General features: G+C 45.8%; 19 protein-coding genes. 14 read left to right on the plus strand and 5 right to left on the minus strand.

Annotation, left to right across the window (positions count from 1 at the left end):
* Positions 1–29 precede the first annotated feature (29 nt).
* Positions 30–836, plus strand: a complete 807-nt coding sequence (locus tag B7360_RS08290) for a response regulator transcription factor (RefSeq protein ID WP_046876144.1) — start codon at positions 30–32, stop codon at positions 834–836.
* Positions 837–918: 82 nt separating this feature from the next.
* A complete protein-coding gene (gene tyrS / locus B7360_RS08295) occupies positions 919–2,178 on the plus strand; it encodes a tyrosine--tRNA ligase (RefSeq protein ID WP_085343271.1) in 1,260 nt (419 codons plus the stop codon).
* Positions 2,179–2,256: 78 nt separating this feature from the next.
* Here tyrS and B7360_RS08300 read toward each other — a convergent pair whose 3' ends face one another.
* Positions 2,257–2,616 (minus strand): DUF6559 family protein, encoded by a 360-nt coding sequence (locus B7360_RS08300; RefSeq protein ID WP_085343272.1) that lies wholly within the window; start codon positions 2,614–2,616, stop codon positions 2,257–2,259.
* A 112-nt stretch (positions 2,617–2,728) separates the two neighbouring features.
* Between B7360_RS08300 and B7360_RS08305 the strand changes: the two genes are divergently transcribed.
* The 5 genes from B7360_RS08305 to B7360_RS08325 all read left to right on the plus strand — a co-directional run bounded on the left by B7360_RS08305 (position 2,729) and on the right by B7360_RS08325 (position 9,808).
* A complete protein-coding gene (locus B7360_RS08305; RefSeq protein ID WP_005392703.1) occupies positions 2,729–3,610 on the plus strand; it encodes a LysR family transcriptional regulator in 882 nt (293 codons plus the stop codon).
* Positions 3,611–3,714: 104 nt separating this feature from the next.
* Entirely contained in the window at positions 3,715–4,797 is a 1,083-nt protein-coding gene (locus B7360_RS08310) for an efflux RND transporter periplasmic adaptor subunit (RefSeq protein WP_085343273.1), read from the plus strand.
* Positions 4,798–4,807: 10 nt separating this feature from the next.
* Positions 4,808–7,870 (plus strand): efflux RND transporter permease subunit, encoded by a 3,063-nt coding sequence (locus B7360_RS08315; protein WP_085343274.1) that lies wholly within the window; start codon positions 4,808–4,810, stop codon positions 7,868–7,870.
* The gene (locus B7360_RS08320) at positions 7,867–9,369 is read left to right on the plus strand and encodes an efflux transporter outer membrane subunit (protein ID WP_085343275.1); all 1,503 of its coding nucleotides are present in this window, start codon (positions 7,867–7,869) and stop codon (positions 9,367–9,369) included. The genes B7360_RS08315 and B7360_RS08320 overlap by 4 nt, the downstream gene beginning before the upstream one ends.
* A 184-nt stretch (positions 9,370–9,553) precedes the next feature.
* Complete coding sequence (locus B7360_RS08325) at positions 9,554–9,808, plus strand: hypothetical protein (RefSeq protein ID WP_046875806.1); 255 nt, start codon at positions 9,554–9,556, stop codon at positions 9,806–9,808.
* Positions 9,809–9,909: 101 nt separating this feature from the next.
* Here B7360_RS08325 and B7360_RS08330 read toward each other — a convergent pair whose 3' ends face one another.
* The gene (locus B7360_RS08330; protein ID WP_085343337.1) at positions 9,910–12,318 is read right to left on the minus strand and encodes a glycoside hydrolase family 2 protein; all 2,409 of its coding nucleotides are present in this window, start codon (positions 12,316–12,318) and stop codon (positions 9,910–9,912) included.
* Positions 12,319–12,622: 304 nt separating this feature from the next.
* Here B7360_RS08330 and B7360_RS08335 point away from each other — a divergent pair, with 304 nt between their 5' ends.
* Complete coding sequence (locus B7360_RS08335; RefSeq protein ID WP_005392697.1) at positions 12,623–14,209, plus strand: BCCT family transporter; 1,587 nt, start codon at positions 12,623–12,625, stop codon at positions 14,207–14,209.
* A gap of 62 nt (positions 14,210–14,271) precedes the next feature.
* Here the strand turns inward: B7360_RS08335 and B7360_RS08340 are convergent, their stop codons facing one another.
* Positions 14,272–15,000: a UTRA domain-containing protein gene (locus B7360_RS08340; RefSeq protein WP_074189836.1), complete on the minus strand. Its 729-nt coding sequence runs from the start codon at positions 14,998–15,000 to the stop codon at positions 14,272–14,274.
* 210 nt (positions 15,001–15,210) lie between these two features.
* On the opposite strand from B7360_RS08340, the gene B7360_RS08345 reads away from it, so the two are divergent.
* The 6 genes from B7360_RS08345 to B7360_RS08370 are packed head-to-tail and all read left to right on the plus strand — an operon-like array spanning position 15,211 to position 20,471.
* Complete coding sequence (locus B7360_RS08345) at positions 15,211–16,278, plus strand: ABC transporter substrate-binding protein (protein WP_005392695.1); 1,068 nt, start codon at positions 15,211–15,213, stop codon at positions 16,276–16,278.
* Between the two features lie 12 nt (positions 16,279–16,290).
* Positions 16,291–17,115 carry an alkaline phosphatase family protein gene (locus B7360_RS08350; RefSeq protein WP_085343276.1) on the plus strand — a complete coding sequence of 275 codons (825 nt, stop codon included), beginning with the start codon at positions 16,291–16,293 and terminating at the stop codon, positions 17,113–17,115.
* A complete protein-coding gene (locus B7360_RS08355; protein WP_085343277.1) occupies positions 17,112–18,002 on the plus strand; it encodes an ABC transporter permease subunit in 891 nt (296 codons plus the stop codon). The genes B7360_RS08350 and B7360_RS08355 overlap by 4 nt, the downstream gene beginning before the upstream one ends.
* A gap of 2 nt (positions 18,003–18,004) precedes the next feature.
* Positions 18,005–18,793 carry an ABC transporter permease gene (locus B7360_RS08360; RefSeq protein ID WP_085343278.1) on the plus strand — a complete coding sequence of 263 codons (789 nt, stop codon included), beginning with the start codon at positions 18,005–18,007 and terminating at the stop codon, positions 18,791–18,793.
* The gene (locus B7360_RS08365; protein ID WP_085343279.1) at positions 18,790–19,809 is read left to right on the plus strand and encodes an ABC transporter ATP-binding protein; all 1,020 of its coding nucleotides are present in this window, start codon (positions 18,790–18,792) and stop codon (positions 19,807–19,809) included. Before B7360_RS08360 ends, B7360_RS08365 begins: the two co-directional genes overlap by 4 nt.
* A 2-nt stretch (positions 19,810–19,811) precedes the next feature.
* On the plus strand, positions 19,812–20,471 hold the full coding sequence (locus B7360_RS08370) for an HAD family phosphatase (protein WP_085343280.1): 660 nt from the start codon (positions 19,812–19,814) through the stop codon (positions 20,469–20,471).
* 643 nt (positions 20,472–21,114) lie between these two features.
* On the opposite strand, the gene B7360_RS08380 is transcribed toward B7360_RS08370, so the two are convergent.
* Together B7360_RS08380 and B7360_RS08385 are read right to left on the minus strand one after the other, a co-directional pair.
* Positions 21,115–21,381 (minus strand): hypothetical protein, encoded by a 267-nt coding sequence (locus B7360_RS08380; protein WP_046873807.1) that lies wholly within the window; start codon positions 21,379–21,381, stop codon positions 21,115–21,117.
* 342 nt (positions 21,382–21,723) lie between these two features.
* The gene (locus B7360_RS08385) at positions 21,724–24,876 is read right to left on the minus strand and encodes an efflux RND transporter permease subunit (protein ID WP_085343281.1); all 3,153 of its coding nucleotides are present in this window, start codon (positions 24,874–24,876) and stop codon (positions 21,724–21,726) included.
* Between the last annotated feature and the right edge of the window lie 10 nt (positions 24,877–24,886).

Raw genomic sequence — 24,886 nt, forward strand, 5'->3', positions numbered from 1 at the left:
GCCCAAAACCATCTGCGATTCGGTATCCCATGCCTGACAATAACTTTAATAATCTGCTGGCAGAAGCAATTTCTGCTCTTAATACGCCTAACTTTACTCCTAAGCTTATGCGTGTCATTCGCACTCTTTTTCATTTTGATTGCGCGGTTATTTTAGGTTATCGAGAAGGTAAACATCCTATTTATCTCTACGACTCGATTGAGAACGAGCGAGAGTTACTTTTTCAACGCTACCTTACTGACTCATTTCAAAATGACCCTTTTTTTCTCAAACTAAACGAGACAAAGCAACAAGGCGTATTTACGCTCAAAGACGTAGCACGCAAAGGCGTAGATTTTACTTCCTACTGCGAACAGTTCTACCATCAGACAGGGTGGAAAGACGAACTGAGCATGCTAGTCGAAGTCGAACCTGGCCGTTGGGTCATGCTGTACTTCGGGTATATGAATGATGGAAAATACTTTTCTCAACAGCAAATCAATAAATTAAAGCCCTACTTCCCGATAATTCAATCGCTTTGTCAGCAGCACTGGAAACAAACGGAGTTTACCTTTTCTGAGCCTGTTTTTGCCCAGAGTGCTTATTCTGGCAGTATGCGATTGGCCATTGAGCAAGCTTTAGCAACATTTGGCGTAGAATCACTCACTCGTCGCGAGCAAGAGGTGGCTTCACTTCTCGCTCAAGGGTTTGACACCAAAGAAATTGCCGCGCGGTTACACTTAGTGCAAGGCACAGTCAAAAATCATCGAAAACGCATTTACTCGCAGTTAAATGTGTCTTCATTGAGTGAGTTATTCCAGCTTTTCCTCAATCACCTCATTCTCCATTCAAGATAAAAAACTGTCCCTTAAGGGATATATCGACAAAAGGTGTCGCGTTTTAGTCTGAATACAACAACCACTAAGACAGACAAAAAGAATGACGACACCATTACTGCAAGATTTACAAGATCGTGGCTTGATCGCACAAGCCAGCGATTTGGAAGAAATTCAGACACTTCTCTCACAGCCACAAACCGTTTACTGCGGCTTCGATCCTACAGCAGGCAGCTTGCACATCGGCCACCTCGTGCCTTTGATTATGCTTAAGCGCTTTCAAGATGCCGGACACCAGGCTATAGCCTTGATTGGCGGTGCAACGGGCATGATTGGCGACCCAAGCTTTAAAGCGACCGAGCGCAGTCTGAATTCTTCAGAAATCGTCTCAGGTTGGGTTAACGATCTTTCGAATCAAATTCAGCAGTTGATGAATCACCAACTGGCCAAGCCAATGATCATGGTGAACAACGCTGACTGGGTGAAAGCGATCAACGTCATCGACTTCTTCCGCGATGTAGGTAAGCACTTCTCGATCAATACCATGATCAACCGAGAGTCGGTAAAACAACGCCTGCAACGACCTGACCAAGGTATCTCCTTCACCGAATTTAGCTACGCTCTGCTGCAATCGTACGATTTTGCCGAGCTAAACCGTCAATACGGTTGCCGTCTGCAAATCGGTGGCAATGACCAATGGGGAAACATCGTCAGCGGGATCGATTTAACTCGTCGCCAAAATGGTGAGCAAGTATTTGGCTTAACTCTGCCGCTGATCACGAAATCCGATGGCACCAAATTTGGCAAAACCGAAGGCGGCGCAGTATGGCTAGATCCTAGCAAAACCTCGCCTTACGCCTTCTACCAGTTCTGGCTTGGCGCAGAAGACGCCGACGTTTACCACTTCTTGCGTTACTACACGTTCTTGAGCTGCGAAGAAATTGCCAGCATTGAAGCGCAAGACCAAGCAAGCCAAGGCAAGCCGCAAGCACAACGTATTCTCGCTGAGGAAATGACGCGATTTGTTCATGGCGAAGAAGGTCTAGCCAGTGCCGAACGCATCACGCAAGCTTTATTCAGCGGTAATGTGCAACAACTGAGTTTGGGTGAATTAAAACAGTTGGAGTTAGATGGTTTACCAAGCATTGAGAGCGCACAACAAGATTTGGTTGAGCTGTTGATTGAGTCGGGCTTAGCAAGCTCAAAGCGTGTTGCACGCGAACACATCAGCAACAACGCCATCAGTGTAAACGGAGAAAAAGTGTCGGCTGATAACCCGAGTTTAAGCTTCCCACTGTTTGACCAATACTGGTTACTGCAACGCGGTAAAAAGCACTTCTGCCTCGTAAAGCGTGCCGCTTAACAAAGCATTGGAGTGACACCTCACAAGGCAAATTGATATAGCGAGTTAACTGACAAGACTTTATAAGGTTAGCTCGCTCTAGTATCGGCTGTGCATACCAAAATGATGAGACATTCCATCTTCCATTCGGCCGCCTTTCCAGCCACCAGCACCGAATAAATTAAGCACATCTTGAGCGGTATAATCGGCACCAGAAAAGAAGTCATTCGCCACATCAGAGCGGATGGCTTGCAACTCTGGTTGATTTTCCAAATCAAGATCTTGCGGATTCGCGAACAACGCCAACGCAATTTTTTGTTGGCACGAGCTTAACTCGCAAGTGCTCGTCTTTACCTGACCGACGGAAAAGTACTCACGACTGCCGTATCCCACCACCAATCTGGTACTCATTAGTTTAATCACTTTCTTAATGCGGCGACGTTGTATAAATCTCAACATGTTGAAGCCCTTATTTATATTTCGATAATTAATAATAAGTTTTGTATACCACACATCAATACTCTAGAGTGTCAGGGTTTAGCACGGCGCTCAAAGAGTATGGAGTTCAAGAGTGAAAATTGACGATCTAAAACTGTTCACCAAAGTCGTCCAACTTGGCAGCTTTACAGCGGCAGCCAATGCTTTGGACTTGCCACGAGCAAATGTTAGCCGACGCATTGGAGAACTGGAACGTTACCTCGGAACACAACTTTTTCACCGCACCACTCGCAGCCTTTCGCTGACAAACAAAGGCGATGCCTACTACCAAGATCTGCAAAAAGTGCTCACCTTGCTTGATTCGGCAAACCAGCAAGCCAGTAACGAAAGCATCGAGGTCAGAGGCAAAATCAAACTTGGCCTTCTGCCAGAAACCTATGAACCTCTTCAACCCATTTTGTTTGAATTTCAGGATCAATACCCGCAGGTTGAGCTCGACATTCGCAATATCAACAATGGCTTTATTGATATGTTTCAGCAGGGGTTGGACATCGCGCTGCACGGCGGCATGCTGTTTGATTCAGACATTGTCGCCAGAAAGATCTTAACGCTAGACCGATGTGTCGTTGCCTCACCGAACTATCTTCAAACTCACGGCACGCCCGCTACATTAGAAGAGTTGAGTGATCATCAGTGCATTTGTTTTCGTTGGCCAAATGGCAATGTCGACAACCTTTGGCACTTTCAGGAACAAAACGTAGCGCTCAAACCGAAACTCATTTCCAACAACATCGGCTTTATCAAAAGCTCCACAGTGCTTGACCGCGGCATCAGTTATATCCCAAAACTGTTGGTAAAAAATGAGCTCGAATCCGGTGCATTGGTGCAAGTATTGTCTCAATATGCCGTCACAGAAGAAACGGGGTGGTTACTCTACCCTAAGCCGAAAACGCTGAACCAAGCTAGCCGGTTACTTATTGAACATTTGTGCAATAAAATCCCAAAACTTTTGTAGCTTGCATTTATTGTCATAAAATTCGTGACATTGAATCATGCGTACGCATGATTATCTGAACATCTGTGAATTATAAGATGGCGCCGAAATTATGGAGCCATCTTATGAATCATCAAATTAAAACCGCCGCGCTGAGCACTATCGCGCTCTCTCTACTCGGCTGTAATCAAACTCAACCTCAGGTTGAGGAGCCTAGCGCATCCAGACCCGTTCAAGTGATTGAAGTCAACGAAAGGAATGAAGAACTCAACAAATCATTCAGCGGGATCGTAAAAGCAAAAGAAACCGCCTCACTCTCTTTTCGTGTACCTGGCACCGTGGAAAGCGTGTTCGTAAATAAAGGCAGCGTGGTAGAAAAAGGCCAAGTCATTGCCACGCTGGACAAGCACGATTACCAAGTCTCACTAGAAGAATTACAAGCGCGCATGTTAGAAGCGCAATCAGCACACAAACTCGCGAAAGCCGAGTTAAAGCGCGTAAAACAAGCAACTTCTGATGATGCCATTGCCAGCGTAAACTTAGATCGAGCCATCAGCAGCTACGAACGTAGCGTCTCTGCCGTCAAAGTGGTTGAGAAAAACATCCAACGTGCAAAAGATGCCCTACGTTACACCACTCTACGTGCGCCATTCCCTGGCATTGTTGCCGACGTTTCTATTGATCCACATGAGCAAACCTTGCCGGGTGGCAGTGTTGTGTCAATTCAGCAAGAAGGCAGCTGGGAAGTCGACATCGACGTGCCGGAAAATATGATTGCGCAATTCGCACTAGGTCAGCCAGCATCGTTGACTTGGTATGATTCGGAGCAATCCTACCGAGCAACCGTGGCAGAAATCGCGCCGAAGAAGCACCTGCTCAAACAAACCTATACCGTCACGCTAGACATCGATTCGATTTCCAGTGCGCTATTCAACGGTAAAGCAGTCACGGTTAATACCGCGCTCAACACCAGTCACTCAAGCCATTGCTTTCCTTACTCTGCAATTTTGGGTGAGAAACAAACTCTACACGTGAATGTGGTTCGTGATGCGGTTATTCATTCAGAGCCGGTCAACCTTGACTCTATCGACGCATACCAAGCGTGTGTGACCGGAAGTTTTGAGCAAGGCGATTATGTGGTGATCAGCGGTAGCCATTATCTGAGCGAGGGCGATGCCGCCCCAAACCTGACCATCAAGACGTTGTAGGTGCGAATCCATGATCAATTTAGCTGAATTCGCGATTCGCCAACGTAAGTTCGTTCTGTTCTTTATCGTATTGAGCGTGATCGCTGGCATCTATTCTTACTTCGACTTAGGCAAGTTGGAAGACCCGAGCTTTACGGTAAAAACTGCGGTAGTCGTGACCCTTTATCCGGGTGCATCTGCCGAAGAAGTCGAGCACCAAGTCACCGATACCGTGGAAACCAAGTTGCAGGAAATGGCAGAGTTGGATCGCTTGCGCTCATTGTCTCGCCCAGGTTTGTCTATGGTCTTTGTTGACCTCAAAGAGAGCCTTAACTCCAAAGCACTTCCGCAGGAATGGGACTTATTGAGACGCAAAGTGGACGATGTAAAACTGCAGCTGCCTTCCAGCGCGCAGATCAGCGTAGTACAAGACGAGTTCTCTGAAGTCTACGGCATGCTTTTCTCTATCCACAGCACAGATGCTGCGCCAGAAGAGTTGCGTCGCTACGCCGAAGAGCTGCAACGCCAAATCAAAGCCGTCGACGGCATCAAAAAGATCGAGCTACACGGCGTTCAACCTCGCGTTGTGCACATCGATATGCCAGACGAGCGCTTGGCTCAATATGGTTTGTCGATCGCACAAGTTTGGAACCAACTGAGCACACAAAACAGCACGTTCGAAGCGGGAAAATTCGATGCAGGTACAGAACGTATTCGTATTGCGCAAACCAGTGAGTTTCAGTCTCTAGAAGACATTCGCAATTTAATCATCAATGGTGGCACCGGCGAGTTTGGCTCGGGGTTGATTCGCCTTGGTGACATCGCCGACATCACCATGGGTTATCAAACACCAGCATTGGCAGAAAACCGCTACAACGGAGAGCCCGCTGTCACCTTGGCGGTGAGCCCAGTTCAAGGCATTAACGTGGTGTCACTTGGCGATACGATTCAAGACATCATCGCTAACTACCAAGCATCACTGCCGCTGGGTGTCGACATCTCGACCGTTGCTTATCAACCTGAAGAAGTACAAAAGTCTATCGACGACTTTGTTGGCAACCTGCTTGAAAGTGTCGCGATTGTTTTTGTGGTGTTGTTGGTCTTCATGGGTTTTAAGAGTGCAACCATCGTTGGCGCAAGCTTGCTCCTGACGATTTTGCTCACGCTTGTATACATGAACATCGCCAGCATCGATTTGCACCGTGTCTCGCTAGGTACGTTTATTCTCGCACTGGGCATGTTGGTGGATAACGCCATTGTGATCACCGATATGATGATCGCCAAGCTCAACAAAGGTATCGAGCGAACTCGCGCCGCGATTGATTCCGTCAAAGAAACCGCTGTGCCACTTTTAGGCGCAACTGTCATCGCGATTATGGGCGCAAGCCCAGTGTTGTTCTCCAAAACCGACTCCGCCGAGTTTGCGAGCTCTGTGTTCTACATTGTGGCATCGTCACTGTTGCTTTCATGGATCGTCGCGATGACGTTTACGGTATTAATGGCGTGGATGTTCATCAAGCCAAAAGCTAACAGCGAAGAGACCAAACCGAGCCGTTATAAACAGTTGGTATTCTGGACGGTGGACAACCCGCGTAAAGCATTAGCCGCTTTGGTTCCGTTGATTTTAGTCACCGCCGTGGCAATCCCGTATGTGGCCGTGAACTTTATTCCTCAGTCGGATCGCTCAATTGTGTTTCTCGATTACTGGCTACCCAATGGTGCCAAGATTGAACAAACCTCGGCAGACATGCGTAAAGTTGAAGAATGGTTGGTCGCACAACCAGAAGTGGAAAGTATCTCTAGCTATGTCGGCACCAGTGCACCTCGCTTCTCGGTAACGGTAGAGCCTGAGCCGCTCGACCCTGCCTACGGGCAGATTCTGATCAACACCAAAGACTACGAGAGCATCAGTTACTTGGTGACGCGTGGTGATGATTGGCTGAAAGAGGCGTTTCCGGATGCCGAACCTCGCTTCCGAGCACTGAAGTTGGCAACCAAAGATAAGTTCGCGGTTGAGGTGCGTTTTTCTGGTCCGGATGAAACCGTATTACATCAACTAGCGGCGGAAGCGAAAACGATTTTTGCTTCAAACCCTGATGCAAAATACATTCGCGATGATTGGCGCCAAGAAAGCAAAGTGCTCAAGCCGATTCTAAACCAAGACAAAATGCGTCAAGCAGGAATTAACCGCGCCGATGTCGCTTTCGCGCTAAAACGCGCATCAGACGGCATGCCGCTCGGACAAATGAACCTGAATGATGAGTTGATTCCAATTCAGTTACGTGGCACATCGCAAAACATGGCGTCACTAGAAACGCTACCTGTGCGCTCTCTACTTGGCTTTAACAGCGTTCCGCTTGGTCAAGTGGTGGATGGATTCGAACTGGTCACCGAAGAGAGCATGATTTGGCGACGCGACCGCGTGAAAACCATCACGGTTCAAGCGGGTGTGAGTCGAGACTCCACACCAGCGAATGTAAGAAATGCCATTAAAGATCAGGTTGAAGCTATCCAACTTCCGGCGGGTTACAGCATGGAATGGGGAGGCGAATATTACGATGAAGACAAAGCGGTCACCGACATCATGAAGCAGCAACCAAAAGCAATGCTGATCATGGTGATCATTTTAGTCGCGATGTTCAACGGCTTTAAGCAACCAATCATCATCCTCGCAACGCTACCACTGGCAGCATCAGGGGCTGTGTTTGCTCTGCTTGGATTCGATAAACCATTTGGCTTTATGGCGCTGATCGGAGCTATCACGCTGACCGGGATGATCATCAAAAATGGCATCGTACTAATGGATCAAATTGAGCTCGAACGCGCAAATGGCATGAGCTTGTCTGACGCCATCAAAGAAGCCACAGTCAACCGTACTATGGCCATTTCTATGGGTGCGTTAACGACCGCGCTCGGCATGATCCCGCTGCTGTCAGATCTGCTGTTTGACCAAATGGCGGCAACCATCATCGGAGGCTTGGCAGCCGCAACCATATTGTCACTGTTTGTCATGCCTGCGCTGTATCGCCTTGCTTACAAAGAAAAAGCACCATCCACACAAACCAACGCTGAGCTAGAGGAGGCGTCATCGTGAAAAAATTCATTCTAACGCCTGTCGTTCTAGCCCTAAGTTTAGCGGGCTGTGCAGTGGGCCCCGACTACCAAGCAGCGACCACCAGCATGGCAGAAACCTACTTGAACGCCGAAAATGCAGGGTTGAGTACCGATTCACAACCCGTTGAGTTTTGGTGGACTAAGTTTCACGATCCGGTGTTGAATCAAATGGTTCAAGACATGCAGAGCCAAAACATTCCGCTGAAAGTGGCGGCCGAGCGGGTGAAAATGGCCAACAACTATAAAACCATGGTGGAGTCATTCAAGGTTCCGACAATTAATCTCGGTGCGGGTTACATGAACTATCAGTTCAGTAAAAATGACTCTTCACTCGGTCCGATATTGAATCCACTCAGTGATTCCGTGTCGGGTCTGCCACCTCAAATTGGTAACGTCACCCTAATGGATAATCAGCACGATGGCGTATTTGCAGGCGCGAGTATAGCTTGGGAGGCTGATCTGTTTGGGCGCATCGACCGCCAAGCGAACGCGGCGCAAATTCGTCTCGAACAAGCTCAGATTTATCAAAGCGGCTTGAACACGGTGATCACGGCGGATTTGATTCACAACTACTTGCAATACCAAGGCGCGAGTGAGCGCCTTGAATTGGCAAAGTCGAACTTAGAAGATCAACGACGCACACTCGACCTCGTCGGAAAAGTCGTGCGCAGCGGCTACGGTTCTGATCTCGATTTAGCCCAAGCAAAGGCCACACTTGCGGCAATGGAATCGCTCGTTCCGCAGTTAGAGATTGCCCAACAAGCGCACAAACATCGTTTAGCAGTATTGCTTGGTGAGCCGCTAACGCAAGTCGAAATCCGTCTGTCTAAGCAACATAGTGTACCTGTCATGCAAGACATGGTGCCGGTCGGTTTACCTTCCGATCTGTTGAAACGTCGTACCGATATTCGCTTAGCCGAGCGCGAAATGGCCGCGCTCAATGAAGAGTTAGCAGCAAGCGTTGCTGATCAATATCCGAAGTTCTTTTTGACGGGCGCTCCGGGGTTGTCTGCGTCAAGCTTTGACGATCTTTTCAGTAGCGATTCTTTCGGTTGGATGGGCGCGGCAGGCGTAAGCTGGAACTTGTTCGATGGGGGTCGTGGCGAGGCAATTGAAGCCATCAACCAAGCGCGTTTTGATTCGGCGACATTGTCTTATCAACATACGGTCGAGGCGGCTTTGGCAGAAACCGAATCCTCGCTGTTTGCTTATGGTCGCAGCCAAGAAAATCAGCGTCGAATCGATGAGGCATTGAAAGCCACCAATAACGCCGTCAACAAAGCCAAGTCATTGTACCGAGCTGGCTTGATTGATCACTTATCGGTTTTAGATGCGCAACGTCAGCAACGCATGATGCAAGATCAGCGAGTCGCAGCAAAGTTACAAACCGCACAAGCTACGATTGCGCTCTACAAATCACTTGGTGGTGATTGGACGCTACAACCAGAAGCACAACCCGAAACGAATGCCAAACGTTAGGTTTCTTACAAGCCTCACACCTTTGCATCATAACGGATGCCGTTAAATCGGTTAAAAAGAGGCCACTTAGATGGCCTCTTAGTTTGTGAGGCAAATATTTCTACCACCTATACCCTCTCTCGGTTGTATAATGCATGCTCTGAAATATTTTGTTACGTTACTTCGGTAACCCTTGGATTACAACATGAACAACAGCAGATGGGTCGGCTTTATAGGCGGCACGATTGTCTTACTTAGTACCTTTATCCTCTTCGGATCTTCCGTCCACGCTGCTTGGTACCGAATCCCTGCGGAAGCCATTCATGGTATCGCCTTCACTCTGGCTTTTGGTTTAGGGTTAAACAGCCTACTGGCGTACGCGACGGCAATGCTTACTCTCGCAGCGCTATTCTACATAGGTTTTGTTGTTGGCTACCGTATTCATCAGAAACTTAAATAACCTTCTGTCTCAACCTGAGCTTAATAACGGATACTTAATAACTAAAAAGGGAGCAAAGGCCCCCTTCCCAGATATCAGCATATAGATGTTCTATGCCCGTTTTAATCATTGAGGTGGTATACCCTCAACGACTGTTGCATGCCTAAAACATCATCACCTAAATACTCAACCGTCATTGGAACGTTGGTCAGCAGAGTAAAACTGGAGTCACTGAACCTTCCATCAACATCACTTTCCAAATGAACAAAAAACGTAGGCTTGTCAGCAATCAATGTAATTTGGCTTCCTTCAATAGAGACATCAATATTGGCTTTTGCCATAGGCAAAGTTTTCAGCTCATGAGTGCAAAACCATGTGTTGCTTATTCTGTCTTCACCGATTTGCGCTTCAACATAGAAGAAGCCTGACGTAAGCTCATCCTTCTCAACCGATTCATCCAATTGCCACAAAATCGTATTGCTGTCTGCTATGACCGTTTGTTCTAAGCTCCAACATTGCTTTTCTTCCCCTTGCCAATCTACCCACTTGAGCAGTGCGTTGACGCTTGCGGGCTCTTTGGCATCATTGAGCAAATGCAGGCTCAACTTGCCTGTATGCTCGGAAAATACCAAATACTGCGGCGCAAAAAAGCGTTTTGCATGGTAGTGCAACTGCTTCCAACGACCACTGTATTCCAAGCTAGACCAAGAACTGACAGGCCAGTTGTCGTTGAGTTGCCAATACAACATGCCGCGACAAACTGGAGAAATGGCGCGCCAATGATCGCACGCAGTTTTGATCGCGATTGCCTGCTGAACTTGGCTTAAATACAGCATGTTCTCGAATCCAGAAGGAAAACGAAAATAACGCGTGAACATCTCTGTGATGATACTGTTACCACGAGGATTCTTCTGATGTTGTTCAAAGGTTAGGGACGTGATATTCCAATCTTGCTCCGGGACAAACTGCTTAACTTCTGCAAAAGATGGCCAAGATTGAAAACCAAACTCAGAGCAAAAACGAGGATTCACGTCAAGGTAGGCATTGAATGATTTTCCTGAGTGCCAAACGTCCCAAAAGTGCATATCGCCTTTACTATCATCATGCCACGCGTCACCGAAATCCAGTTCACCATTACACGGGGAACTTGGCCAGAAACGACGAACGCTATCTTGTTCGGTAATCACCTGCTCAATCATGCGGTTGAGGCGATCGTAGTTAACCGTGTATTTGACTTTATTGTGCTTGGATTCTTCATACCAACCAATGGCACCAATCACTTCATTATCACCACACCAAAGTGCTATTGATGGGTGCTCCTTAAGCCTCGAGATTTGGTATCGAAGCTCATCTTCGACCTCTTTTAAGAAGTCATTATCAGATGGATACAGTGAACATGCGAACATCATGTCTTGCCACACCAACAAGCCGAGCTCATCACACAGATTGTAAAAGATCGCGCTCTCATACTGACCACCGCCCCATACCCGAATCATGTTCATGTTAGCATCAACCGCACTTTGCAAAAGGTTGCGATAACGTGTTTCGCATTCTCGCCCCGGCATTGCGTCAACAGGGATCCAGTTGGCACCTTTGGCATTAATTGGTACGCCATTGACGATGAATTCCATCGCAGAGCCATGTTCATCAGCTTGGTTATTTAGGGTTAACTGACGCAAACCAACGTTGCGCGTTAACTTTTGCTCTCTGCAAGAAATGGTAATGGGGTAAAGATAAGCTTCGCCATAACCTGATGGCCACCAGCGTTGAGGCTCCGAAATGTGGAACTGGCAGTGATAGTGGCCACTTCCTTTTGTTTGAATACATTGACGCTCACCATTAAATTCAACAATCAGTTCATGGCGTTGACTGTCCGTTTCCACTTCAACTACTACATCAAGAAACACACTCTCATCGGCTTGCCATTGCTGCTCTGTCGAGAAGCCTTTGAGCCAAAGCTCATTCACAATGTCGATTTGAATGGGGTCGTAAATACCCGATACCATCAAGCAAATGCCCCAGTCCCATCCGGAATGACATTGCGTTTTTCGGATCAAATTCATGTGCGGAATTTGATTATTTCCCATTGCGGAAGGGATTGGGAAAGGCAATTTTTTAGCACGTTCCACACCTTCTATATCGACTCTTGCGAATTGAACAAGAACAGTATTTATGCCCTGTTTTAAATAAGGTTTGATATCAACTCGTTGTTGAGTAAACATGTTGCTGCAAGTTAGTGCTAACTCACCATTAATATAGAAGGTTGCCAAGGTATCGACACGAGTTAGCGTCATCCAAACTTGCTTGGCAGACAACGTAAACGCGTCGACTTCAAACTCACGCGAGATATGCCACTCACACTCTTCAATCCAACGAACTTTGTTTTCATTATCGGCAAAATAAGGATCCGGAATGCGCTCTGCTTGTAAAAGCGCCGAAATATTATCGCCCGGAATAGACATTGGAATTTCAATATCGGGACGCTGTGGCGAGGTAAGTAACCACTGTCCATTAAGTTCGAAGTGAGCCATTGAGTAAACCTCAGTTTGGAGAAGAAACATGTTTGCTCAATGTAATCCTGAGTAATCCATGCAAAAACAAGGGAAATGTTATTTACATACGAAATGCGGTGCACTTCACGTAAAAACACTTTCCTTTGATCTCTACCCAAAAATCAGCAACTTGGCTAACCTGTTAAAAATTAATCGAAATCTAAGGTTATATTTGCAACTTCGACATGTTAACATCATCGGCTTTTTGAACATCCTCACACTTTTCGTCGAAACGATGTGAGGGGAAATGCACGGCTTCATAGCCCTAAAAAGCGAAGTAATTATGTCAAATATGACGAATGCCGCCTCCCACACAGCGCCTATTCAGGATGCTGACTATTCTGCTATTCATCCCCCATCTCTGCTCAAGCGCCTCGAACTCACCAATCCTGTCTTTTGGTTAAGTGGTAGCTTCCTCACTCTATTCGTTTTACTTGCCCTAACGAATACCGACTCTCTAACCGCAATGGTTAACACCGGCTTCGGCTTTGCTACTAAATATTTCGGAGCTTACTGGCAAGTACTGCTTCTTCTGAATTTCCTTATTGGTTTGGCTCTTGCGTTTGGTCGCACTGGTTATGTGCGTCTAGGTGGTCTAGCGAAACCTGATATTGATAACTTTAAATGGTTGTCAATTGTACTCTGTACCCTACTTGCAGGTGGTGGTGTGTTCTGGGCCGCTGCTGAGCCTATCGCGCACTTTGTGACTGCCCCACCTTTATACGGTGAAGCCTCTCCGAAAACTGCCGCAATCAATGCTCTATCTCAGTCTTTTATGCACTGGGGCTTCTTAGCTTGGGCGATCCTTGGTGGTCTATCTTCCATTGTCTTAATGCACTTGCATTACGATAAAGGCCTGCCTCTTAAGCCGCGTACTCTGCTTTACCCTGTGTTTGGCGATAAAGCCATTAAAGGCTGGATTGGTGATGTTGCTGACGCATGTAGCATTATTGCCGTAGCAGCAGGAACAATCGGCCCTATCGGCTTCTTAGGTTTACAAATTAGCTACGCGCTAAACTCATTGTTTGGCCTGCCAGATACGTTCGTAACTCAAAGCATGGTTATCATGGCAGCGATCCTGATGTATACCCTTTCCGCACTAAGCGGTTTGAGCAAAGGTATTCAAATCGTCAGTCGTTACAACATTATTTTGTCTGTGCTGTTAATTGGTTACATCCTGTTCTTTGGACCGACAAGCTTTATTGTTGATGGCTACGTACAAGGCGTTGGTCGCATGGTAGATAACTTCTTCCCAATGGCGCTTTACCGTGGTGATACGGGCTGGCTAAGCTGGTGGACAGTATTCTTCTGGGGTTGGTTTATCGGTTATGGCCCAATGATGGCGATCTTCATTGCTCGTATCTCTCGTGGTCGTACAATTCGCCAGCTGATCATGTCTATTAGTATCGCAGCACCGCTGATTACTTGCTTCTGGTTTAGTATTGTTGGCGGTAGTGGCCTTGCGTTTGAGCTTGATAACCCTGGCTTGATTTCATCTGCGTTTGAAGGCTTTAACTTGCCTGCAGCACTGCTAGCGATTACCGGTGAATTACCTTACCCAATGATCATTTCGGTTCTGTTCCTGATCTTAACGACAACATTTATCGTGACGACGGGTGACTCAATGACTTACACAATCAGTGTAGTAATGACGGGCTCAACAGAACCAAACGCAGTGATTCGCTCATTCTGGGGCTTGATGATGGGTATTGTCGCTATTGCGCTTATCTCAATGGGCTCTGGTGGTATTTCTGCATTGCAGTCTTTCATTGTGATTACCGCCGTGCCTGTGTCTTTCATTTTGCTACCAAGCATTTGGAAAGCGCCTGGCATCGCAAGTAAAATGGCAAAAGAGCAAGGACTAGTTTAAACCGCCTCTCTAACCAATATGCGAAAAAGAGCCCTTCATTGGGCTCTTTTTAATTCTGCACTTTATCCTACGCTATCAATGCGAATCATCACTGCATCTGGACGCCAATACTCGAATTCGCAGTCCATTAATTTGCCATCTTGTTTGTAGTTTACTCGACGAATTTTCAGAACCGGCTGTCCTTCAGCCAAGTTCAACGCTTTAGCGACATGAGCAGGTGCTGACGTTGGAATCACATCAAAACGAGAGCGCTTTGTCTCGTAGCCATACTTCTCACGATAAATACCCGTCAGTGACATGATGAGGTTCTCGGACAATATACCTTCAAACAGTGCTGATTTGAGTATATTTTCAACAAACAATACCGCTCGCCCATCAATAAAACGTAACCGTTCAATCACATAAATTGGGGTAATTCGCTCAACCTCTAACGATTTTGCATACTCACCTGCGGCCATTTCACTTCGCACGTTGAGTAACTTGGTTTCTGCAATACGATGCTGCTCTCGAATCATTTGATGGAAGTGAGAACGAGACAACGGGTTGTAACAGATCCGCTCCGGAGATACATACCAGCCACGACGCTCTTCTCGGTAGATCAGGCCTTCAGTTTCTAAAGACACCAATGCATCTTTGATAGTGATTCGAGTCGTAGAAAATAGCTCACTGAGCTCCCTTTCTGATGGCAGCTTTTGCCCTTCCGACATGATGCCGGAAAGAATCTGCTGCTTTAAGCTGCTTCTAATTTTTCCTAATTGGGTACCAAATTGGCTGGTGCCTGTCGCTCTCATTCTGATCTAGTCCAACGATAATTTGATGAACAACATAAGGCGTGTGCGTAACAAAAATATGACATTAATCAACAGAACACATACCGAGCGTATGAAATATAAGTGCCATAGAAATTAATAAAAACTGTCAAATTACTTGCTCTAAATCGTCACATTCCATCCATAGCATACAAAGCGAACTTACTGACCTAGTCCAGAAGGATGGAGACAATGAAAACTTTGCTAAGTCGTTCAATTACTGCACCAGCGGCAATCATCGCGGTAACGCTCGCAGCACCAACAGTAGCGAAAGAAGCCGATATTGAGTCATTGGTTACCGCAGCACAAAAAGAAGGGGCGGTTTACAGTGTAGGTATGCCTGACAGTTGGGCGAACTGGAAAGACACTTGGGCTGATTTAAAGTCAAACTACAACCTTAAGCACCAAGACACAGATATGAGCTCGGCTCAAGAAATCGCAAAATTCGAAGCTGAGAAGAAAAACGCGACCGCAGACATTGGTGACGTAGGCTTTGCCTTCGCACGTGTAGCGGTTAAAAAAGGCGTCACTCAGCCATATAAACCAACAACTTGGAATGACATTCCAGATTGGGCAAAAGACGAAGATGGTCATTGGGCACTTGCTTACACTGGCACTATTTCTTTTATCTCCAACAATAACCTCGTAAAAGACGCGCCAAAAACGTGGGATGACCTATTAAAAGGCGACTACAAAGTGACCGTAGGTGACGTCGGCGTAGCAGCACAGGCAAACAACGCGGTTCTCGCCGCAGCGTTCGCCAACGGTGGGGACGAATCCAACCTCAAGCCTGCGCTCAAGTTCTTTTCTGAACTCGCGAAGCAAGGTCGTCTTTCATTTACTGATCCGAACATCGCCAACCTAGAAAAAGGCGAAGTGGAAGTGGCGATCATGTGGGACTTCAATGCGTTGAACTATCGCGACAAAATTGACCGCGATCGCTTTACAGTGAGCATTCCTCAAGATGGCTCTGTGATTTCTGGTTATACAACCATAATCAATAAATATGCGAAGAACCCTAATGCAGCAAAACTTGCTCGTGAGTACATCTTCAGCGATCAAGGGCAAATCAACTTAGCAGAAGGTTATGCGCGTCCAATCCGCACCAACATCACACTGCCTCAAGCAGTGCAAGACAAGCTAATTGCTAACGACCAATACAGCAATGTTCACCCAGTGACTGACTTCTCAGCTTGGGAAAAGTCCGCGCGTAAGCTGCCACGTCAATGGCAAGAAAGTGTCTTAATCCACCAGCAATAAGAGTAAGTCGTTATGAGCAATAAGGTCATCCTTGTTGTTCTAGATGGACTGAACTATCAGGTAGCCCGTGATTGTATGGGCTACCTCAATGGTCTTCTAGAACAAAGTCGTTCCCAACAAGAAACTCGCGCAACGCTTTATCCTGTGCAATGTGAGCTGCCCTCTATGTCTCGCCCACTTTATGAGTGCATTTTAACGGGCGTTCGCCCTGTAGAAAGCGGCATCGTAAACAACAATATCGTTCGTCTATCCAAACACGATTCCATTTTCAGTTTGGCAAAAGCCCAAGGCAAAGTGACCGCTGCGGCTGCCTACCACTGGGTAAGTGAGCTTTATAATCGCGCGCCATTTGAACCAGCTCGCGATCGTTTCACGCATGATGAAACCCTGAATATCCAGCACGGCTGCTTTTACCATTGGGATCATTATCCTGATGAAGCCTTGTTCCTGGACGCAGAGTATTTACGTCGAAACTATCAACCTGATTTCTTACTGATCCACCCGATGAATATCGACGATACAGGACATAAGTTTGGCCTAGACTCTCGCCAATACCGCAATTGTGCGCGAGGTGCAGACATTATTCTTTCCAACTACATCGAACAATGGCTTGCTGATGGGTATCAAATCATTGTGACCAGCGATCATGGCATGAACAACGATCTTTCTCACGGTGGGATTTTACCTGAAGAGCGAGAAGTTCCTCTGTTTGTCATTGGCGATAAGTTTACCCATCAGGATTGTCATATTAAGCAAACTGATATTTGTGGCACCGTTTGTCAATTGCTAAACCTTGACCACACGAAGCCATACACTCAGGAATTGTTAGCACTATGAGCAGTTCTGTCCTCTCCCCAAGCTCTAGCGAATCTCGCTCAAATTTGGCAAGTACTTGGTTAAAGCGCTTTAAGCCAGCCATTTGGTTAGTGCCTTTCGCGCTGTTTTTCTACCTATTTCAACTCGCACCGATGATTTGGGTACTGTTAAACAGCTTTATCTACGATGGCGAGTTTGCCTTAGATAACTACATTGAAGTGCTCGACTCTGCCTTTATGATGCAGGCGTTTGGCAATAGCTTGTGGTTAGCGGTGTGGTCGAGCATTTTTGGCTTAGCCATTGCGACTTTGTTGGTCTCTTCTCTACGCAGAGTCGATTCTAAAGTCCGCGACGGTGTGATTGCGTTTACGAACATGAGCAGCAACTTTGCAGGCGTACCTCTGTCATTCGCTTTTATTATTATTTTGGGCACCAATGGGGCGATTACCCTTTTGCTCAAGCAGTATGGCTTACTCGGTGATTTCGACCTTTATGGTAAATGGGGCCTGCTGGCCATTTACATCTACTTCCAAATCCCGCTGGCGGTGTTGTTGCTCTACCCTGCGTTCGACGCGTTGAGTGATGATTGGCAAGCAGCTGCTGCGCTACTGGGAGCCAAAACATCGCAGTATTGGGCGAAAATCGCTCTGCCAGTGCTCTCACCAGCCTTGTTCGGTACCTTTATTATCTTAATAGCCAACGCGATTGGCGCATATGCGAGTGTTTATGCGTTGACCTCCGGTAACTATAACGTCATCACAATTCGAATCGCGAGTCTGGTATCGGGAGACCTGTTCCTTGAACCGAATCTCGCCGCTGCGATTTCGGTGATTCTAATGGCGTTACTTGCCTTTATCACAGTGATTAACCAATGGCTCATTTCGAAAAGCTATGCAGGTAGGAAGTAGTCATGCACAACGTTAATACTCGATTCCATAAAACAGTGGTTTATTCCATTGTTGGGATCATGCTCATCCCGATTTTAGCGACCTTTGTCTATTCGCTTTCATCACGCTGGGGCGCCACGGTGCTTCCGGATGGTTTCACTTTTGATTGGTACGTTAAATTGCTGACCGACCCACGTTTTTTGCAAGCGTTTGGGCGTTCGCTGTTTATTTGTATTGCTTCGCTAACCCTCAGTGTGCTTCTGGTTCTGCCAGCGATATTCGTGGTGTTTTACTACTTTCCGAAGCTCGATAAGATCATGAACGTATTGATTTTACTACCATTCGCTGTACCACCAGTGGTGTCGTCCGTCGGCTTGCTTCAACTTTATGCTGACAGTGAAATATCTCTTATCGGTACTCCTTGGATTCTAGTAGGTACTTACTTCACCATCGCGTTACCGTTCATGTATCGTGCGATTTCTAATAGCTTCGAAGCAATTAACCTCAATGATTTAATGGACGCGGCACACTTGCTAGGGGCAAGCACAACCAAAGCGTTTTTGATGGTCATTTTACCTAACCTCAAAAAAGGATTGATGGCATCGCTTTTCCTTTCATTCTCATTTCTATTGGGAGAGTTTGTGTTCGCCAATATTTTAGTTGGCACACGTTATGAAACCCTGCAAATCTACTTGTATAACATGCGTCAGACGAGCGGCCACTTTACGTCTGCCTTAGTGATGACCTACTTCCTATTTATTTTTTTACTGACTTGGTTGGCAAGTCGTTTCAGCCGAGGAGTCAAACAATGAGCTACGTAGCAGCGAAAAATCTGACTAAACGTTTTGGTGATAACACTGTATTTGAGGACATTCACTTTAACATCGAGCAAGGTGAATTCATTACGCTTTTGGGCCCTAGCGGTTGTGGTAAATCGACGCTACTTCGCAGCCTTGCTGGGCTTAACCCTGTCGATGGAGGCGAGATTTGGGTAAACGGAGAAGATATCACGCATCAAGCCCCGCAAGAGCGTGGTATTGGGATGGTCTTTCAATCGTATGCGCTGTTTCCCAATATGACCGTTGAAGGCAACATTGCATTTGGCTTAAAAATGAAAAAGCTTGCGAATGATGATATTCGACGTGAAGTGGCTAAAGTCATTAAACTGGTGGATCTGGCAGGTAAAGAAAGACACTATCCGCATCAACTTTCTGGCGGTCAGCGCCAGCGTGTCGCACTCGCCCGAGCGTTGGTGGTGAAACCTCGCATATTATTGCTTGATGAGCCACTTTCTGCGCTTGATGCCAAAATCCGCAAACATCTTCGTCAGCAAATCCGAGATATTCAGAAAGAGATGAATCTCACCACTATCTTCGTAACTCATGACCAAGAAGAGGCGATGATTATGTCTGATCGTATCTTCCTAATGAGTAAAGGGGAAATTGTTCAAGCAGGAACACCTGAAGAAATTTATACTCATCCTGCTAACGAGTTTGTGGCCGGTTTCATGGGACACTACAACCTTGTAGAGGCCAATAAAGCCAAGCAACTCTTCAACATTGATACCGAATGGAAAGTAGCGATTCGCCCAGAGTCTATATATGTAAAAGAGCAAGGTCGTCAATATGATAGCCACATCTCAGCGCCACAAGTAGGTACGATCACCAACCACCAGCTTCTAGGTAATGTTATTCGCTATCAAGTGAACGTTGAAGAGTGTGAGCTCACTGTTGACTTACTTAACCGCTCTTCAGAACGCTTGCTAGCGAATGGCAGCCAACTAGAGCTACTCTTTAACCTAAACGAAATTCAACCAGTGAGAGCCTAAACATGTCCAAACCTTTGTATGTTTTTGATATGGATGAAACCCTAATAAACGCTGACTGCGCAATGATTTGGAACGAGTTTATGGTTGAGAGAGGCATCGCGACTGATCCTTTATTTATTAAGGAAGATCAGCGTCTAATGGCCTTGTACTCTGAAGGCAAAATGGACATGGAAGACTATCTAGCGTTCTCCATGAAGCCACTAGAAAACATGCCGATTGAAGAAGTAAACGCCTTGGTTGAAGAATGTGTTGAAAGCCATATTTTGCCTAAACAGTTTCCTCAAGCCAAAACCCTGATTGAGCAACTGTCTCGTGATGGTATAGATATGGTTATCATCTCTGCCAGCGTCACTTTTTTGGTGGAAGCCGTTGGTCGCCGTCTTAATATTCCAACCGCACTCGGCATTGATTTAATCGAGAAAGACAACCGTTATACCGCTGAAGTCGACGGTGTCCCTAGTTATCGTGAAGGTAAAGTCACGCGCTTAAAACAGTGGCTAGAAAATCAGCCTGAGCCTTATTCTGAAATCCATTTCTATACCGATTCAATCAACGATTTGCCTTTATGTGAATACGCAGATTACACCTACCTGGTAAATCCATGCTCACGCCTAAAAGAACACGCGAATCGATCAAATTGGACGCTATTACGTTGGAATTAGCCTTCGGTCTTTATAGCAATAAAGGGCAGCGAACTGCTGCTCTTTTCCTTTAATTGCCTGGTTATACGTGAACTCAAATTTGAGACCATCGAAAAACAAACACACCAGTAACAAAATGGCGTAATCCATGTCGAATTATTAAAAATAATGAAGATTTAGCAGTGTGATATGACAAGATTTATATAACCAAAATGGATAAAGAAAGGGCCATCTATATCTCATGATGTATTCAAATTCGACAGTCAAGCATTCCAGGAACAATAGAACAACATATTCACAATCCAGACTAACGATAATGAAAACATTGATTGAAGAATTAACATTTTAACAATCATTGCAACAATGTTAACTTTAGCTCCGTTGGTCGCGCTGGTGGTAAGCCTCTCACCAAGCCTATTGTCAGTTTTATATGGACGTTCGACCACCTCCAAAATGAATAGACACCCAATTTGGTGCCCTTTATTACGCCCGCAGAGGAAATTCTTTGCGGGCTTTTTTCTTCCAGCTTTATTGGTCTGGTAGTAAAAACAAAAAAGCCAGCCTTAAAAGGCTGGCAAGTAGAGCAACAAGGTCAGTGCTTACTGCTAACTAACACCGAACTCGTATTGGATTCATTTTCGTCTGTTAGTCTCTTTATCGGCGGTTATGACTTGCTTGCTTTCTCTTTGTGGCACGTTACCTTTACTAACTGTTCTTGCTCATCTTTAATGTTTTTCACGATACGCTCATCGCGTGCGTGTATGGCATCCATATTCATTTGCTGAATATCTGCTACAGCTTCATGCTTCATTTCAGAAAAGTCCTGACGTAAATCTGAGCTCCACTCCTCTTTGTCTAAAGTGTTAGCAGCAGCGATTGGTGATGACATTACAACAATAAGACTTAGAGTAGATAGAAATACGCTTTTCATAATAAGCTCCTTGAGGATTAGCAGTTCGTTTTAGTTACCATTTATATATTGCACATACGATGCCAACTTTTACTTTGTTATTTTTCAACAACTTAACCAATCCCATATATTCATCATTATCTCCATCTGGTAAATTTCGCTAACCAAGTGTTAAATTAACCAGGGGAATCAAACAATCGAAAGGTATTCATAAAAAGAATAATTTATCAGGAGATTTTCTCGTTGTTCTTTCATCGAATAAATTACGTAACAACCCACTCTAGAACTGCTTTGAATCAAAATACAGAAATAAAAAAGCAGCCCGAAGGCTGCTCCTAATCGTTAACATCAAGCTTGTTAACTCTATATATTTACTTCAACGCTCGACGTCACTGGCGACTTTCTGAAACGATTGATAAAGCGATGAATAAACCCCTTAATCGATCTGAAAATATTTTTAATATCTTCAAGCATTAAATACAAACAAGGCACCAGCACTAAAGTCAGAACCGTTGCGTACAACACCGCAAAGCCCAAAGCTACAGCCATTGGTATGACAAAACGCGCCTGCAAGCTCGTTTCAAACATAATCGGCAATACACCCGCAAACGTCGTTATGGAGGTGAGCGTGATCGCTCGAAAGCGTGCACAGCCCGCTTCAACCACCGCTTGTTTGATGTTCATACCCTTTGCTCTCACTTGGTTTACGTAATCTGTCATAACTAGAGAGTCGTTGATAACCACGCCAGCAGCGGCGATCAAACCAAATGTCGACATCATACTGATATCCAAACCTAGCCAGAAGTGGCCCCAAATCGCCCCCGTCAGACTAAATGGAATGACTGACATTACAATCAACGGTTGGGTGTAACTTTTTAACGGTACGGCTAACAAGATGTAGACGATGATCATGCCTGCAATAAAGAACAGAATCTGTTCATTACGCTGTGCTGCCTGCTCTTCAATATCACCACCCAATTCCGTTTTCACACTCGGGAAGACTTGCTTCATGTCCGGTAAGATATTGTCGTCGATGACCTTCACGATTTCTTGAGGTTCAACCAATTCTTCGTCTATCGAACCATAGACATAAACGGTTTGATACCCGCCTTCACGCCGAATGCTACTCACGCCCGGCTGCTCGTTGATCTTAACCACATCACCCAGCATGACCTTCTTACCTGCTGGCGTGGTAATCACAGCGTAACGTAATGATGAGAATGCTTCACGTGTCAGTTGCGGGTAACGCACCATAACTTTGATTTCTTCACCATCACGAATAAGACGCTGTGCTTCACCACCGTAGAAGCTGCCACCCACTTGCTCTGCGATCATGGTGAGATCCAGTCCGAGATCGTACGCTACAGGCGCAAGAGAGAGGAGTACTTCTTTGCTTCCTGAATCAATAGAAGATGAAATATCGTATAACCCTTCTTCCTGCTGTAAACGCTCTATCAAGTAACGCCCAGCCTCGTTCAATTCATTAATATTAGAACCAAACAGCAAGTAACCAAACTCATCTCTGTCACCGCCACCCGCGCTCTGCTCGCGGATTTTGATGCTCTTCATTCCAGGAATAACTGGCATAGCTTCACGCCAACGTCGAGCAAGTTCAAATGTATTGAACGGGCGTAATTCCTCATCAACCAATGGCACCAAAACACGGCCTTCGGTACGACTTCTGTTGTATGAAAGCACATCACGAATCATACCTTGACCATGTTCTGCGATGGTCTCTGATTCAATTTTTTGCATCACACGTTCGATGGTCTTAAGAGCGCGGATTGTTTGCTCACTTGAAACGGTATCGTTCATTTCAATAGTGATCGCAGGATAATCAGTAGGCACTTTAGGGTTAGGGATCACCCGAACATAATTCGCGTTGACCAAAGCCGCACTGATCAGCAGTAAACCGCAAAACACAGCAAACACGGTCCAGCGCCAATGCGTACATGTCGTTACAAAGTTACGATACGTACCGTTTACAAAGCCAAAAAAACGTTGGTTAAATCGGTCACGCCAGCCACCAGGTTTAACTGGCTTAAAGTGGGTATGTGCGAGGTGAGCAGGAAGGATTAACTTTGATTCAATCAAACTGAAGATCAAACAAAGAATCACAACACCCGCGATACCATAGAAGAAAGCACTATCAATACCGCTAGACAACAAGAAAGGGGCAAACACGGCAATTGTGGTTAAAACGCCAAAAGTAGCTGGCGTGGCAACACGTTTGACACCGCGAACCACATTTTCGACGCCACCGCCTTTTTCTTCAATTTCGCTGTAGGCGCTCTCTCCCATCACGATGGCGTCATCGACCACAATACCGAGCACCATAATGAAGGCAAAAAGAGATACGATGTTTACCGTGATCCCTAATGCAGGCATCATCATCACCGCGCCAAGAAAACACACTGGCAGCCCAATCATTACCCACATTGCCAAGCGAAAGCGCAAAAAAATGGTCAGCATAATCGCCACTAGAGCTGCGCCTTGCAGCAAGTTTTTCAACATCATGTCGAGACGACCATTTAAATAATAGGTCGTATCCACTAAGACTTTGAGCTTAACGTCCTGCGGTAATGTCTTATTTTTTGCTTCGATATAATTACGAACAGACTCGGCAACAGGGATAATGTTCTGATCACGAGTCGCTTCAACAGACATGTAGATCGCATTTTGCCCTGAGTATTCAAAGTAGCGCTCTTCTTCCGTAAAGCCATCTTTGATCGTGGCGATATCTTGCAGTAAAACCTTCGCACCATTTGCGCCAAGCTTTACAGGAATATTCCTAAATTCATCACCACGGTAGTACTGATTTTCAATCCTTACTGCGATCATCCCTGAGTTTGTTTTGACTTCGCCCGCAGAAAAGTTGGCAGAATAACGACTGATCGCGCTGCTGATATCGCTCAACGTCAAGTCGTATTTACGAAGAACGAGTGGATCAACTTCAATCGCTATCTCTTCCTCTGGTGCACTCAAATACACCAACATGACATTTTTGAGTTGAAGTAATTCATCCTCGACTTGCTTAGCAATGGGTTTGAGCTCTTCAAGCGGTCGGTCCCCAACTAACCCCATTTCTATCACATCTTGACGCCACTCAACTTGGTAGACATTGATCGGTTCCATACCGGCAGGTAAGTTGGATAAAGTATCAATGCGTTGATTTACATCATCCAAGACACGCTTGATATCAGCATTAACGTCGACCTCGATAGAGACATACGCGCTACCTCTAGAGGCCGTTGAGACCGTTTTTTTAATCCCGGTGACATCTTTAATCGATTCCTCAACCTTAACGAGAATGCTTTCTTCAATTTCTTGAGGTGAAGCGCCAGGATAAGTCGCACGAACATCAATGTAGTTAACCTCAATATTCGGAAACATCTGCCTTTGAATAAAGAGAAAACTCACCACACCCATGATGATGATGAACACCATCAAAAGGTTGGCAGCGACGGGGTTATTCGCAAAATAGGCAATTAAGCCCTTTTGTTTAGTATCTTCCATGACAAACTCC

The sequence above is a fragment of the Vibrio sp. ArtGut-C1 genome (assembly GCF_002105475.1).
GTDB lineage: Bacteria > Pseudomonadota > Gammaproteobacteria > Enterobacterales > Vibrionaceae > Vibrio > Vibrio diabolicus.